The 14,546-nt window shown below is 70.9% G+C and carries 12 protein-coding genes and 1 pseudogene; 8 read left to right on the top strand and 5 right to left on the bottom strand.

Annotated features, from left to right (window positions below; translation table 11 throughout):
* Positions 1-387 precede the first annotated feature (387 nt).
* The 5 genes from F1D61_RS04710 to F1D61_RS04690 all read left to right on the top strand — a co-directional run bounded on the left by F1D61_RS04710 (position 388) and on the right by F1D61_RS04690 (position 7,687).
* A complete protein-coding gene (locus tag F1D61_RS04710) occupies positions 388-2,484 on the top strand; it encodes a methyl-accepting chemotaxis protein (RefSeq protein ID WP_246775716.1) in 2,097 nt (698 codons plus the stop codon).
* Positions 2,485-2,649: 165 nt separating this feature from the next.
* On the top strand, positions 2,650-3,864 hold the full coding sequence (locus F1D61_RS04705; protein WP_203156722.1) for an ABC transporter substrate-binding protein: 1,215 nt from the start codon (positions 2,650-2,652) through the stop codon (positions 3,862-3,864).
* Positions 3,865-3,953: 89 nt separating this feature from the next.
* On the top strand, positions 3,954-4,826 hold the full coding sequence (locus F1D61_RS04700) for a branched-chain amino acid ABC transporter permease (RefSeq protein WP_203156721.1): 873 nt from the start codon (positions 3,954-3,956) through the stop codon (positions 4,824-4,826).
* A gap of 79 nt (positions 4,827-4,905) precedes the next feature.
* Positions 4,906-6,960, top strand: a complete 2,055-nt coding sequence (locus F1D61_RS04695) for a branched-chain amino acid ABC transporter ATP-binding protein/permease (protein ID WP_203156720.1) — start codon at positions 4,906-4,908, stop codon at positions 6,958-6,960.
* 4 nt (positions 6,961-6,964) lie between these two features.
* Positions 6,965-7,687, top strand: a complete 723-nt coding sequence (locus F1D61_RS04690) for an ABC transporter ATP-binding protein (protein ID WP_203156719.1) — start codon at positions 6,965-6,967, stop codon at positions 7,685-7,687.
* A gap of 105 nt (positions 7,688-7,792) precedes the next feature.
* Here the strand turns inward: F1D61_RS04690 and F1D61_RS04685 are convergent, their stop codons facing one another.
* Positions 7,793-8,497, bottom strand: a complete 705-nt coding sequence (locus F1D61_RS04685) for a class I SAM-dependent methyltransferase (RefSeq protein WP_203156718.1) — start codon at positions 8,495-8,497, stop codon at positions 7,793-7,795.
* Between the two features lie 99 nt (positions 8,498-8,596).
* Between F1D61_RS04685 and F1D61_RS04680 the strand changes: the two genes are divergently transcribed.
* From F1D61_RS04680 to bioB, 3 genes are all read left to right on the top strand, one after another.
* Entirely contained in the window at positions 8,597-9,247 is a 651-nt protein-coding gene (locus F1D61_RS04680) for a GntR family transcriptional regulator (RefSeq protein WP_203156717.1), read from the top strand.
* Between the two features lie 107 nt (positions 9,248-9,354).
* Positions 9,355-9,912, top strand: coding sequence for a biotin transporter BioY (locus tag F1D61_RS04675; protein ID WP_203156716.1), 558 nt, complete (start codon positions 9,355-9,357; stop codon positions 9,910-9,912).
* On the top strand, positions 9,909-10,901 hold the full coding sequence (bioB, locus tag F1D61_RS04670; protein WP_203156715.1) for a biotin synthase BioB: 993 nt from the start codon (positions 9,909-9,911) through the stop codon (positions 10,899-10,901). The genes F1D61_RS04675 and bioB overlap by 4 nt, the downstream gene beginning before the upstream one ends.
* 485 nt (positions 10,902-11,386) lie before the next feature.
* Here bioB and F1D61_RS04665 read toward each other — a convergent pair whose 3' ends face one another.
* From F1D61_RS04665 to F1D61_RS04655, 4 genes and pseudogenes are all read right to left on the bottom strand, one after another.
* The gene (locus tag F1D61_RS04665; protein WP_203156714.1) at positions 11,387-12,619 is read right to left on the bottom strand and encodes a DUF2336 domain-containing protein; all 1,233 of its coding nucleotides are present in this window, start codon (positions 12,617-12,619) and stop codon (positions 11,387-11,389) included.
* A 36-nt stretch (positions 12,620-12,655) separates the two neighbouring features.
* Complete coding sequence (locus F1D61_RS35250; RefSeq protein ID WP_432443335.1) at positions 12,656-13,048, bottom strand: hypothetical protein; 393 nt, start codon at positions 13,046-13,048, stop codon at positions 12,656-12,658.
* A 452-nt stretch (positions 13,049-13,500) separates the two neighbouring features.
* Positions 13,501-13,641 (bottom strand): annotated as a pseudogene (locus F1D61_RS35245) (lytic transglycosylase domain-containing protein); the annotation flags it as partial.
* A 225-nt stretch (positions 13,642-13,866) separates the two neighbouring features.
* Positions 13,867-14,148, bottom strand: coding sequence for a type II toxin-antitoxin system ParD family antitoxin (locus F1D61_RS04655; RefSeq protein WP_203156713.1), 282 nt, complete (start codon positions 14,146-14,148; stop codon positions 13,867-13,869).
* Positions 14,149-14,546: the final 398 nt, after the last annotated feature.

Here is a 14,546-nt window from a genome sequence, read left to right as displayed (position 1 = left end):
TCAAGGAAGCGGCAAAAACTCGGCACGAGTTCCGCGACGCTTGCCGGCCCTCTCCGACCTCGATTGCGGGCAGGCGCATCGGCCCGAGCGACCACCCAGTCCCTGTCCTCGTTGGCGCCCGCGAATGATTCCGGGATTTCGCTCGCCTCTCCCCCGGCGCACCGCCTGCCGACCCTGCCTGGGTTCCTCCGAGACGCTGACAAGCGGACGTCACACCGGCAGTCGCGGCGCCTGAAGGATGGCATCGCTCGCGCCATGGAATAGACGTCCGTCAGAATTTTTAAAAAATATTAGTTTTTTGATTCGAAATATCTGTCGATACGATCGAGCGACGTCACGTCCCTCGCGATCGGTGACCGTATTGACCATTCGGCAAGGAATTCGGGCATGCGCATGCCGAGTGTGTCCCTCCGTCTCAGCCTGTTCGTCATCGTCGGATTCCTGGGCCTGGCGCTCATCGCCGATTTGGCGGCGCGGGTCGGAAGCGCCTGGGAGGTCGTGACCGACTCGGCTGTCGCCAAGCGGGATGCCGTCGTCGACAAGGCTGTCCTCAGCGCGCTCCAGGCGCTGCGCTTCGAGCGCACCAACAGCCTCGCGACCCTGCGGGTGGAGGCGGCCGGGATGCCGGCGGCCCGCGAGAAGCTCGCCCGGATGCGGTCGGACCTCGATGCGGCGATGCGGGATATCGATCGGGAGGCCGCCGGGTTCGGGGATACCGGGCTCGTCGAGATCGCGACGGCGGTGCGATCCGATTACGGGGCGATCGTCACCTTGCGGTCGACGCTCGACGACGCGTTCGCCAAGATGGCGGGCCGGGACGCTACGCTGGCGGATCGCTGGGCCAAGCAGGCCGACCGGACGCTGGCGACGCTCTCGAGTCTCTCGGCCCTCCTCGGAGACCGGATCAAGCAGATCGCGCCGGACACGCAAGCTCTGGTGAACATCAAGAACGCGGCGTGGCAAACCCGGTCCGCCATCGGATCGGCTTATGCCATCCTGACGCAAGCCGTCGCCCAGCGCAGGCCGCTGACGGCGACCGAGGCGGAGACCGTCGCGGCGGACCTGGGCAAGGCCGACGCCCATTGGGCCTCGGTGCAAGCCGGCACCCACCGGTCGGGGGTCACGGAGGCGATCCGTCAGAGCATCGTCACCGCGCAGGCGAGCCTGTTCTCGCCCGAGAATGCCAGGTTCAGGCAGTCGATCCGCGACGGCTTGGTCAGCGGACAGCTGCCCGTGTCGCTGATGGAGTTCCAGGCCGACAACGGCACCCGCCAACGCACGGTCCTGTCCGTCGCCACGATAGCGATGGATCAGGTGGTGGCAGCGACCGAGGGCGCGGTCGCGAAGGCGCGGCGGGAGATGGCGACGATGTCCGCCGTCATCGCCGTCGCGCTGATCGTCTCCCTCGGTGGCCTGGCCGTCACGCAGTTCCGTGTGACGCGGCCGCTCACCGCCTTGCAGGACGCGATGGTCAGGCTCAGCCGCGGAGACCTCGATGCGCCCGTGCCGGGGCGGGGCCGGCGCGACGAGATCGGCGCGATGGCGGCCGCGGTCCAGGGGTTCAAGGACGGCCTGGTCCACATGAGGACGCTCGAGACCGAGACGGCGCTCGCCCGCGCCTCGGCGGAGGAGCAGCGCCGGGCCGGGATGCGCCAGTTGGCGGACGCCTTCGAGCGCACGGTCGGCGGCATCGTCGGGCAGGTCTCGGCCTCGGCGACCGAACTCGAGGCCACCGCCCGGACCATGACGGCGACCGCGACGCAGACCGCCACGCAGTCGACCGCCGTGGCCGCCGCCGCCGAGCAGGCCTCCTCGAATGTCGGCACCGTGGCGGCGGCGGCCGGGGAGCTGGGCGCCTCGGTGGTCGACATCGGGCGCCGGGTCGACGGCTCGGCCCGCCTCGCCCAGGCCGCGGTCGCCGGGACCGTCCGGACCGCGCATCAGGTCCGGGCGCTGACCGAGGCGACGGCACGGATCGGCGACGTGGTCGGGTTGATCTCCTCGATCGCCGCCCAGACCAATCTGCTGGCGCTCAACGCCACCATCGAGGCCGCCCGCGCCGGGGCGGCGGGCCGGGGCTTTGCCGTGGTCGCCGCGGAAGTGAAGGAACTCGCCGGCCAGACGGCACGCGCCACCGAGGAGATCACCGGGCAGATCGCGGCGATCCAGGATACCAGCGGCCAGGCGGCGGTCGCGATCGGCGGGATTACCGCGCAGATCGAGCAGATCAGCGAGGTCGCGACCTCGATCGCGGCGGCGGTGGAGGAGCAGGGTGCGGCAATGCAGGCCATCGTCCGCAACGTCTCCCAGGCCGCATCCGGCACCGGCGAGGTGACCGGCACCATCGCCGGGGTGGCGGAGGCGGCGGAGGAGACCGGTGCTGCGGCGAGCCAGGTTCTGGGGGCGGCGAGCGAGCTGTCGCGCCAGTCCGAACACCTCTCGGCCGAGGTGGCCCGCTTCCTCGACGGCGTGCGGGCGGCCTGATCGTCCCGGGCGACGGGGCGGGCCCGCTGCGGCTTTCCGCCGGCGCCGGCTTTCTAGATCGAAAGACGCGCTCGACAAGCGCTGCCAATCTCGCTTCTATCCGGCACCCCGATCCCTGCCCGCCGAAGGTCGGGACGGCAAGAAACGGTCCCCGGAGGAATCCAGATGCGCTCATCCCTGACCGCGCTCGCGGCCGCGCTCGCCTGCGCAACCGCCTTCGCGGCCCCGGCCCTGGCGGCCGACCCGATCAAGATCGGGGTGACCGGCCCCTATACGGGCGGCTCGTCCTCAATGGGCGTGTCGATGCGCGACGGCGTGCGGCTCGCCGCCGAAGAGATCAACAAGAATGGCGGCGTGCTCGGGCGCCAGCTCCAGCTCGTGGAGCGCGACGACGAGGGCAAGAACGAGGTCGGCGCCCAGGTCGCCCAGGAGCTGGTGAACAAGGAGAAGGTGGTCGCCACCCTCGGCTTCATCAACACCGGCGTGGCTCTGGCCGCCCAGCGCTTCTACCAGGAAGCCGAGATCCCGGTGATCAACAACGTCGCCACCGGCACGATCATCACCAACCAGTTCAATCCGCCGGATTACGACAACAACTACGTCTTCCGCACCTCGGCCTACGACGTGCTGCAGGCCGGCATGATGGCCGACGAGGCGATCGCCCAGGGCTACAAGAAGATCGCGATCCTGGCCGATTCGACCAATTACGGCCAGCTCGGCCGCGAGGACCTCGAGAAGTATCTCAAGGCCAAGGGCGTAAAGCCTGTCGCGGTGGAGAAGTTCAACATCAAGGACGTCGACATGACGGCCCAGCTGTTGAAGTCGCAGGCCGCCGGCGCGGACGTGATCCTGGCCTACGGCATCGGCCCGGAACTGGCGCAGATCGCCAACGGCATGGCCAAGCTCGGCTGGAAGGTGCCGATGATCACCTCGTGGCCGGCCTCGATGCAGAGCTTCATCGATATCGCCGGCACCAACGGCAACGGCGTGATCATGCCCCAGACATTCATCGAGGATAAGACGCTGCCGAAGCGCAAGTCCTTCCTCGACGGGTACTACGCCACCTTCAAGGTCAACAAGATCCCGACCCCGGTGGCGGGCGCGCAGGGCTACGATTCGGTGTACCTGCTGGCGGCCGCGATCAAGCAGGCCGGCTCCACCAGCGGCCCGAAGGTGCGCGCCGCCCTCGAGGACCTGAACAGCAAGGTCGAGGGCGTGGTCACGACCTACGACAAGCCGTTCACCCCTAAGGACCACAACGCCATCAGCCGCAACATGGTGGTGTTCGGCAAGGTGCAGGACGGCAAGATCGTCTACGCCAAGGACGAGGACGCCAAGAATGCCGGCGTCGTCCGCGTCAAGGAGAAAGCCTCGAACTGAGGCTGTAACCGGGCCCTGACGGGGCGGAGGTCCGCCTCCGCCCTCCGGGGCCTGCCCGTCGAGACGAGCCCTCCCCGAGCTTTTTCCCCATGCAGATCTTCCTTCAGCTCGTGGCGAGCGGCGTCGCCGTCGGCATGATCTACGCCGCGATCGCGTTCGGCTACCAGCTCACCTTCGCGACCTCGAAGACCCTGAATTTCGGCCAGGGCGAGGCGCTGATGCTCGGCGCCCTGTTCGGCCTGACGCTGGTGCCGTTCACCGGCTACTGGCTGATGCTGCCGCTGGTCCTCGTCTTCGGCTTCGCGCTCGGCGCGGTGGTCGAGCGCCTCGGCGTGCGCCCCGCCGTGAAGATCAAGTCCGAGTACGGGTGGATCATGGCCACCATCGCGCTCGGCATCATCTTCAAGAACGTCGCCGAGAACATCTGGGGCCGCGACGACCTCAAGTTCCCCTCGCCGCTGCCGGAAGAGGCCATCACCTTCGGCGGCGTCCGGGTGCTGCCGATGGAATTGATGATCGTCGCCGGCGCGCTGCTGATGATGCTCGCGGTCGAGCTGTTCAACCGCCGCTCGATCTGGGGCAAGGCGGTGGTGGCGACCTCGAACGACATCGACGCCGCCGGGCTCATGGGCATCAACACCCAGAAGGTCATCACCCTGTCCTATTCGATCAGCGCCATGACGGCGGCGTTCGCCGGCGTGCTCGTCGCCCCGGTCACCCTCACGGGGGCCACGATGGGCTCGGTGCTGGCGCTCAAGGCCTTCGCGGTGGCGATCATCGGCGGCCTCGAATCCGGCCTCGGCGTGATCGTCGGCGGGCTGATCCTCGGCGTCGCCGAGACGCTCACCGGCTTCTACATCTCGACCGGCTACAAGGACGTGCCGGGCCTGATCCTGCTGCTCGCCGTGCTCGCGGTGCGCCCGGTCGGCCTGTTCGGCAAGGCCGTGATCAAGAAGGTCTGATTTTTCCCGCTCAGCCCCGCTCCCGGATCGCGGGAGCGGTCCGCAATTGCCCCCCGTCCATCCAGGGTCTTTCACCATCATGGCGCAGCCCGCCTCCGCGCCGGCCCTTGCCCGGCAAACCGCCCCGCCGGTGCCTCAAGCCGGGCTCGGCCGCTTCGTCGGCCTCCTCGGGGCCGTGTGCCTCGTGGTGTTCCTCGCGGCGTTCCCGCACGTCGTCACCAGCCAGTACTATATCCACCTGCTGGTGGTGATCGCGATCTACGCGATCCTGATCCTCGGCCTCGACATCGTGGTCGGCTATACCGGCCAGGTCTCGCTGGGACATGCCGGCCTGTTCGGCATCGGCGCCTACGCGGCGGCCGTGCTGTTCCTCAAGTTCAAGCTCGGGCTGTGGGTCGGGCTCGTCGCCGGCATCGGCGTCACGGCCGCCTTCGGCCTGCTGCTGGCGATCCCGGCCTTGCGGGTCAGCGGGCCGTACCTCGCCATGGTGACGCTGGCCTTCGGCACCATCATCCAGATCTTCATCAACGAGATGACGGACCTGACCAACGGGCCCCTCGGCATCACCCTGCCGCCGGCCCGGGTCCTCGACTTCTCGCTGATCGGCATGCAGGCGCCCTGGGGAGCCGCCGGCCGCAAGCTCGAATTCTACTACCTCGTCTGCGCCTGCCTGCTCGCCACCATCGTGGTGGTCAACCGGGTGGTCCGGTCGCCCTTCGGCCGCGCCTTCGAGGCCCTGCGCGATTCGCCGATCGCCTGCGACTGCATGGGCGTCAGCGTCTACCGCTACAAGGTCTACGCCTTCGTGATCTCGGCCGCGCTCGCGGGTCTGGCCGGCGCGCTCTTCGCCTGGTCGGAGCGCTACGTCGCGCCGAATTCCTACGGCTTCGAGCTGACGGTGCTGTTCCTGCTCGCCGTCACCATGGGCGGGCGCAAGTCGCGGGCAGGCCCCCTGATCGGCGCCGCGATCATCGTGATGATGCCGAACATCCTGGCCGATATCAGCCTGGTGCGGATCATGGCCGGCATCATCGCCGCGCTCGCCGTGGTCGTTGTCGGCCTCGCCTTCCTGCGCCGCAAGGACAACCGGATGAGCCTGCTCATCCCGGGCGCGCTCTGCCTCGCCTTCTTCCCGGCGACGCTGGCGATGGAATCGGTCACCGACTTCCGCCTCACCGTCTTCGGCCTGATGATCCTGTTCGTGGTCTATTACCTGCCGGACGGCATCGTCGGCTTCCTGCGGGAGAAGCTGCCCTTCCTGCGCCCGTCCCATACGGGAGCGACCCAGGAGCTCGCGGCCTCCGGCGATGCGCTGATCCGCCAGGGCGGCCGCTCCGGTGCCGACCCGCTGCTCAAGGTCGAGCGCGCGGTGATGCAGTTCGGCGGCCTCAAGGCCCTCAACGAGGTCGATCTCGCGGTGCGGCCGGGCACGATCCACGGCCTGATCGGGCCGAACGGCTCGGGCAAGAGCACGATGATGAACGTGCTCACCGGCATCTACAAGCCGACCGCCGGCGGCGTCTCGCTCGCCACCGGCACGGATGCCGCAAGACGCCTCGACGGCCGTACGCCCTCCGAGATCGCGCTGTCGGGCGTCGCCCGCACCTTCCAGAACGTCCAGCTCTTCCGCGAGATGACGGCGCTCGAGAACGTGCTGGTCGGCCTGCACCACAGCTTCCAGGGAACCCTGTTCGACGCGATCCTCGGCACGCCGCGCCGCCGGCGCGAGGAGCGCGAGGCCCGCGCCCGCGCCATGGCGATCCTGGACTTCGTCGGCCTCGGCTCGCTCGCCCAGGTCGAGGCGCGCAACCTTCCTTACGGCAAGCAGCGCCTCCTCGAGATCGGCCGGGCGCTCGCGCTCGACCCCGTCCTGCTCCTCCTCGACGAGCCGGCGGCGGGCCTCACCGCCCCGGACATCGCCGAACTGACCGCCATCATCCGCAAGATCCGCGACGCCGGCATCACGGTGATCCTGATCGAGCACCACATGGACGTGGTGATGGGCCTGTGCGACCGCGTCAGCGTGCTCGATTTCGGCCACAAGATCGCCGAGGGCGGCGCCCGCGAGGTCCAGTCCGACCCCAAGGTCATCGAAGCCTATCTCGGCAGCCCGGTTGCCGACGCCGCGGAGTAGAGAGATGCTCGATGTCAGCGGCCTGTCGGCCGGCTACGGCCAGATCGAGGTCCTTCACGGCCTCACCTTCACGGTCCCGAAGGGCCAGGTCGTCACCCTGATCGGCTCCAACGGGGCCGGCAAGACCACGACGATGCGGGCCTTGTCGGGCATGATCAAGCCGCGCGCCGGCTCGATCAAGCTCAACGGCCGCGAGATCGGCGGCCTGGAGAGCCACGACGTCGCCCGCACCGGGCTCGCCCACTCGCCCGAGGGGCGGCGGGTCTTCCCGACCCTCTCGGTCGAGGACAACCTGACGCTCGGCGCCTTCCCGCGCCTGACCGGATCGCGGCCGAAGGGCGACGTCAACGCCGACCGGGAGCGGGCCTACACCCTGTTCCCGCGGCTGCGCGAGCGCCGCACCCAGCTCGCCGGCACGCTCTCCGGCGGCGAGCAGCAGATGCTCGCCATGGGCCGGGCGCTGATGCTGCGCCCGGACATCCTGCTCCTCGACGAGCCCTCGATGGGCCTCGCGCCGAAGCTGGTGGAGGAGGTGTTCCGCATCATCCGCCGGCTGAAAGAAGAGCAGGTGACGATGCTGCTGGTCGAGCAGTTCGCCATGGCGGCGCTGGGCGTGGCCGACCACGCCTACGTGCTCGAGAACGGCCGCATCCGCTTCCAGGGCCCGGCGGCGCAGCTGCGCAACGATCCGCAGGTGCGGGCGGCGTATCTCGGCGGCGGCCACTGAACGGAGACCCACGCGCTCGGGGGTGGCGTTCAGTCCGCCTCCGCGAGTGGTGAGCCGCCTGACGCTTCCCGGATCGGAAAAGCCGGCGAGTCGACGGACCAGCCGTCAGCCCGCCGGTTTCTCCCATTCCATCGTCACGAACCACGGCACCCGCCGGTAGCGGGCGGCCTTGGCCGGGTCGCCGCCCAGCGGCGCCGGCTCGTCGAATTGGCGTAGCATCAGCCCCTCCCCGAGCAGCAGGCTCATGTAGAGCGAGAGCGGCCGGTGCCAGTTGCGGACGCGGATGCCGTGCCACGCGGCCCATTCCCCCCGCTCCTCCAGGTAGTCGTCGATCCGGTACCGCTGGCCCCCGTCCTCGTCCCGGCTCCAGCCGCCAGCGGTGGCAAAGCCGTTGAGGTTGGCGATCAGGAGCGTCCCGCCGGGCGCCAGCACCCGGGCCATCTCGGGGATCGCCGCGCGCACGTCCGGGATGTCGATCAGCGTCAGGTAGCTGACGACGAGGTCGAAGGCGCCGTCCGCGAAGGGCAGCGCCTCGGCGCGGCCGGGGAGATACGCGCCCTCCGGGTCGCGGGCCCGAGCCTGGCGCAGCAGGGCATCGGTCGGATCGATCCCGACCGGGGCGATCCCGAGATCCCGCATCCGGCGGCAGAAACGGCCCTCGCCGCAGCCGACGTCGAGGGCACGGCGATACCCCCTTCCCCGCAGCCGGGCCAGCATCGGCGCATCGAGCACGTGGCGGCGGCCGAAATCGCCCGCCTCCCCCATGTCGGCGATCCAGGCGGACGCCGAGTCCTCCCAGCCGTTGCTCATCGCGGCCTCGCTGATTCCCATTCGGTCAAGCCTGCCATCTCGGAGGGGCACCTGTCACGCCCGCGTGACCTCGGGACGGAGTTGGATTATCGATAATCCATGACAACAGCCAAAGACGAACCGATTGCCCTGCGGATCAGCCGGGCGCTCGCCGAGCGCATCATCTCCGGCGCCCTGGCGGCGGGCGCCCGGCTGCGGCAGGACGCCGTGGCGGAGGAGTTCGATGCCAGCCACGTGCCGGTGCGGGAGGCGTTTCGCCGTCTCGAGGCGCAGGGGCTGGTGGTGAGCGAGCCGCGGCGGGGCGTGCGGGTCGCGGGGTTCAGCCCGGAAGAGGTGCGCGAGGTCGCCGAGATGCGCGCCGCCCTCGAGGTACTGGCCCTGCGCCATGCCGCGCCGCACCTCACCCCGGCGATCCTCGACCGGGCCGAGGACGCGACCCGGGCCGGCGACCGGGCCGCCGGCGACATCCAGGCCTGGGAGGAGGCCAACCGGAGCTTCCACCGCCTCATCCTGGGGCCCTGCGGCATGCCGCGCCTGCTGCGGACGATCGACGACCTCCAGGCCGCCAGTGCCCGCTTCCTGTTCGCCGGATGGCGCGCGGAATGGGAGGCGCCGACCGATCGCGACCACCGGGCGATCCTCGTCGCCCTCCGGGGAGGCGACATCGACGCCGCCGCCGCCATCCTCGCCCGGCACGTCCAGTGGGTCGGGCATCGACCGGCCCCCGGCCCCAGCCGTCGCAGCGCCTGACCATCAAATTATCTATTATCGACCGAGCATATTGCCTTGAAGCGGCGATCGTGGCTCATTCTGCCTGCCATATCGGCAAAATTATCTATAAATGAGTGGAGAGCCTGATGACCACCCTCGTCATCGGGGCTGCGCCCCTGCGCGCGGCCCGGACCCTGGCGATCGTCCTGTCGGGCGTGCTGCTGATCACGCTCGCGGCCAAGGTCCGGATCCCGTTCTGGCCGGTGCCGATGACGCTGCACACCCTCGCGGTCATGGCCCTCGCGCTCGCCGCCGGCCCGCGCCTCGCGGTCGCCAGCATGCTGGGCTACCTCGCGGTGGGCGCCGCCGGCCTGCCGGTCTTCTCCGGCACCCCGGAGCGCGGCATCGGCCTCGCCTACATGGCGGGACCGACCGGCGGCTACCTCGCGGGCTATCTCGTCGCCGCCGGGCTGGTCGGCATCCTCGCCGCCGGGCGCGGGCTCCTCGGCCGGGTCGCCGCGATGCTCGCCGGCCTTGCGGTGATCGATGCCCTCGGCCTCGCCTGGCTCGCCCTGTTCGTGCCCGCGGATCGCCTCGTCGCCCTCGGCCTCGCGCCGTTCCTCCTCGGCGACCTCGTCAAGATCGGCCTCGTCGCCGCCGGATCCTGCGCCCTGCCGGGCCTGCGCCGGGTCTTCGCCCGATGAGCCCGGATCACCAGGACGGAACCGTCCGGCACGACTGGAGCGTGGCGGAGATCGAGGCCCTGCACGATCTGCCCCTTCTGGAACTGGTCGGGCGCGCCAACGCCGTCCACCGCCGCCACCACGATCCGAACCGGATCCGCAAGGCGAGCCTGCTGTCGGTGAAGACCGGCGGCTGCCCCGAGGATTGCGCCTATTGCCCGCAATCGGCGCATCACCGCGGGGTCGACCTCGCCCGCGACCGGCTGATGGATCCAAACCTCGTGCTGGCCCAGGCCGCCCGGGCCAAGGCGGCGGGGGCGGAGCGCTTCTGCATGGGCGCGGCCTGGCGCCAGGTGCGCGACGGGGCGGAGTTCGACGCGGTGGTGGCGATGGTCGAGGGCGTGCGCGCGCTCGGGATGGAGGCCTGCGTGACGCTCGGCATGCTGAAGGCCCACCAGGCCGCCCGCCTTGCCGCGGCCGGGCTGACGGCCTACAACCACAACCTCGATACCGGCCCGGATTTCTACGGGCGGATCGTGACCACGCGCCGCTACGAGGACCGGCTCGACACCCTGGCGACGGTGCGGGAGGCCGGCATCGGCCTGTGCTGCGGCGGCATCGTCGGCATGGGCGAGGCGGTGGCGGACCGGGCCGACATGCTCCGGGTGCTGGCGGGACTGACGCCGCATCCCGAGAGCGTGCCGATCAACGCCCTGGTGCCGGTCGAAGGGACGCCGCTCGCCGACCGGCCCCGCCCCGATCCTCTCGATCTCGTCCGCATGGTGGCGACGGCGCGCCTCGTCCTGCCGGGTTCGATCGTCCGCCTATCGGCCGGCCGCGCGCAGCTCGGGCGAGAGGCGCAGATCCTGTGCTTCCTCGCGGGGGCGAACTCGGTGTTTTCCGGCGACACCCTGCTGACGACCCCGAATGCCGAGCAGGACGACGATGCGGCCCTCTTCGCCGCCCTCGCGCCCCGGACACGCATGGAGGCCCGCACCGCTCCGTCATGACGGCGGAGGGGCACGGGTCCCGGCAGGGCCGGTGCTCGCGGCATGATGAAACGACGTTCCGTGAGGCAAACCTGCGCTCGGCACGACGAAGACCACCGCCATACCGGGATCACGAAAGACCGACCTGCAGCTTAATCCGTCTTTTCGAGAATAAGATTCTTCGCAAGACCTGCTTGTCCGCGGAGCATACGGCATCGTACGCTGGACGGGACACCAAATCGGGAGGAATCGATGAGCGTCTCCGCCCATTTCGTTCGACCGATCTACCCCCACGCCGTGATCGTCTCGTTGGCCGGCTACCTCGCCGCGGCGGTGACGTGCGCCGACCGGCGCGCCGCCGGGCGCTGACGGGTCGGAGCCTGTTCGAACGGGCTTCCCGAACTTTAATCCTCGATGTCGTCCCGGGTTCTCGACGTCGTCGAGCCCCGGGACGACATCGAGGGTTTCGCGTCTGGCGAACAGCCGCTCGGGCTGCCGGGCTCGCGTCAGGCCGCGAGGCGCGGCCGGTCCCGGCGATAGCTGTCGATCAGGCCCGCGGGGATCGTGTCCGGCACGGTCTCGCTCACCGTGTCGGTCGCGGCCTCGCTCACCAGGGCGCGGGCGAGCACCCGGGCCTCGTCGCGGGCCGCCTCGGCGTCGAAGCGGTTGAGCAGGGCGACGATGGCGTGGGCGTCGGCGAAGGGCAGCCGCTCGCAGGCGGTGACCGCGCGCTCGATCATCCGCCGCGACAGGCCGGCGGCGCCGCTCTCGGAGAAGCCGCTCGCCTCCTCGTGCCAGGCCGACATCGCCGCCGTGAAGGCGGGCTCCAGGGCCGGCGGCAGGCCGGCCCGGCGGTAGAGCGCCGTCATGCCGCTGCCGCGCGGATCGTGCAGGAGCCCGGCCACCCGCTCGTGGGACAAGCCTGAGAGATCGGTCAGGGCCGCCTCCGTGAAGGCCATCCGGCCCGACAGCAGCGCCCGCAGGATCAGCCCGGCGGTGAGCTGGCCCGCCCCGCGCAAGTAGGCGACGAGGCGGCGCAGGTCGGCGCGGTCCGAGGCCTCGGCGAGCCCGAGGGTCGCGCGTTCCCGCGCCTCGCGGGTCACCCGCTCGCTGCGCTCCGGCGAGAGCCAGCCGCAGCCGGTCACGAAGGCCGAGAGCGCGCTGGCGAGGCGGGCGGTCACCGCCTGGCGCACGTCGACGGGCAGGTCGGCCCGGGCGAGCAGCGCCTCGCGCAAGGAGGCGTCGTCGCCGTGGCGCTCGACCATCCGCAGGAGGCTGCCGCGGGTGATCTCGGCCCCCGGATTGGCGGCGAGCGCCCGCAGGGCCGCGACCCCGGCGATCTCGGCCAGCGCGCCGCACAGCATCGCCGAGAGGTAGGGACGACCCGCGATGGCGATCCGCCCCGCCTCGTCGCCGACGGCGGCGCAATCGACGAGATCGGCGTCGGACAGGACCGGCGAGCGCGCCAGCACCAGCCCGGCGATGTCCGGCCGGTCCTGGGCGAGAGCCACCACCAGGGTCCGGGGCGCCTCCGCGGCATTGGCGCAGGCCTCGGCGAGCGCCCGCCGCACCAGGGGCGAGGGATCGTCGAGGAGCGCCGTGATCGCGGTCTTGGCCTCCCAGCGGGCCGCCGGGTCGAGCTTGGCGTAGAGATAGGCCCGGGCGAGCGACGCGGCCGCCTCGGCCCGCCTTCCGGCGGATTCGTGCTGCGTCCAGAGCAGGAACTGGCGGACGATCATCGGCGCGGCTCCGTGGAGGGGTTTTTCGGCGGGTGGTCAGGATTGGATCGAGGGGGGCGTGACGGCGGCGCGGCCGCGCCCGCCGAATTCCGGCGGACGGGCGGGCGGCAGGGGGATGCCCGGGATCGGGGCGTCCTGGGCGCCGTCCTGACTCTCGGCCGGGGCGGCCGGCAGGCTCGGCGCGGGCGCGGCGGCCGCGAGGACCGGGCCGTCGTTCGAGCGCGGGAAATAGCTCGGCGCGCTCGCGCCGGTGCTCCGGCTGCCCCACAGGCGGGCGACGCTGTCGGAGACCGGGCCGCGACGGGCATCGGTCTGGAACAGCGAGCGCAGGCCGCTGCCGGCCTCGGGTGCGTAGGCCGAGGGCGCGGCGGCTTGCGCCGCGAGGGTGGTGGCCGTCGCGGTCGGGACGGCGGGACTGGTGCCGAGCACGGCGTAGAGTTCCGAGGCGCTGCGCGCCCGGCCGGCGCGGTCGTAGAACAGGCCGCGATTGCCGGCGGCCGCCTCCGGCAGGTCGGCGGCGGCGGAGCGGCCGGGGCGCCCTCGGCGGCGCGGATCAGGGTCAGCGCCCCGCGTACCCCGAGAAGATGGGCGGCGTAGAGGTCGGCCCGGTTCGGCTCGCGGCCCAGCGCCTCGGAGAGGGCGTCGGCGTTGCGCCGGGTGAGCGCGCCGGCCATCGCGGAGGCGACCTCCGGGTCCCGCCGCAGGTCGAGGATCGCCTGGCGGGCGGCCGGGTCGCTGACCGTGTAGCCGCCCGACGACCGCGCGGTGATCGCGTCGGCATAGGAGCCGAGGCCCAGCGACGGGCCGTCCTGCTTCATCACCCCGAGCCAGGTCTGCTCGATGAACTGGAACAGGCCGGTGGCCGAGGACGACCCGGCCTTGGCGCTCGGGTTGAGGCTCGATTCGCGTTGCGCCGTCGAGAGCAGGTAGTCGAAGGCGGCGCCGGTCTTCTCGGCGCCCTGGCGGATCGCGTCGATCACCGGGTTGCCGGACGCCGCGCGGCCGGTGGCCTGGGCGTTCATCCCTTGGCTGGCAGTCCCTTGCGACGGCGTGCTGCTGAACAGGAACATAGCGGCCCGGTGGAGCGGAGCCGCAACGCGCGGGCCGGCTCTCTCATGGGCCGCAGGATGCTGGGGTTATGGTAAAGGAAGGTTGAAGGCGGGGTGAGGCCGCCGAGTCCCGCTCGGGTTCCTCCCTCCCGCGCCCTGCCTTCCGGCTCCCCGGGCCCACGACCGCGATGGGCTACCTCACGCGAAACGACCATCCCGTTCGGCCTCGGCGAAGAGTGCTTCCAAGGCAGCATCGACCTCATCGAGAGTCAGGTCGGGCCGCGGATCGTCCAGCGAGCGGCGGATGCGGGCGCGGATGGCGTTGAGGCGCCCGGCGTGCTCCTCCTCGCGTTCGCGCTTCTCCAGGCTCACCGCATCGCGCAGCACGTCGCCGAGGGAGGCGTGCTCGCCCGCCGCACCGCTCTCGCGCGGTGGCTCGGACGGAACGCTGATCCCGGTCGTCTTGTCGGCGGCTTGCATCGGGGACTCCTTCGCGGTGTACTCGAAGGATGGTGGCACGGGTCGGACCCGATATCGGCCTCACGTGCGGCACGGAGAGAGATACCTCGCCGGTGGGTACGGGAGGCATGGGGCGAGCACGGCAGTTCGAAGCTCTCACCTGATGCATGAGGCCTCCCGCGGGTGCCAGGACGGTCCGGGGAAATTTTCGAGACGAGAAGAGCGCGGGTCTCCCCTCTCCCGCGGGCGGGGAGAGGGGAGACCCGCCTCGTCGGGGGTGAAGGGAGCCCGCAGGGCGAGGGTGAGGGGGTGTCTCAGGATGAGGCTCTTCCGGAACCTCCCCCTCACCCTCGCTCCGGCTGCGCCTCCGCTCACTTCATCGACGACAAGGTCGATGAAGTCCTCTCCCGCCCGCGGTG

The sequence above is a fragment of the Methylobacterium aquaticum genome, assembly GCF_016804325.1.
Lineage (GTDB): Bacteria > Pseudomonadota > Alphaproteobacteria > Rhizobiales > Beijerinckiaceae > Methylobacterium > Methylobacterium aquaticum_C.
Note: the sequence above shows the minus strand (reverse complement) of the source record. Positions and strands in the feature narration are given on the sequence as shown.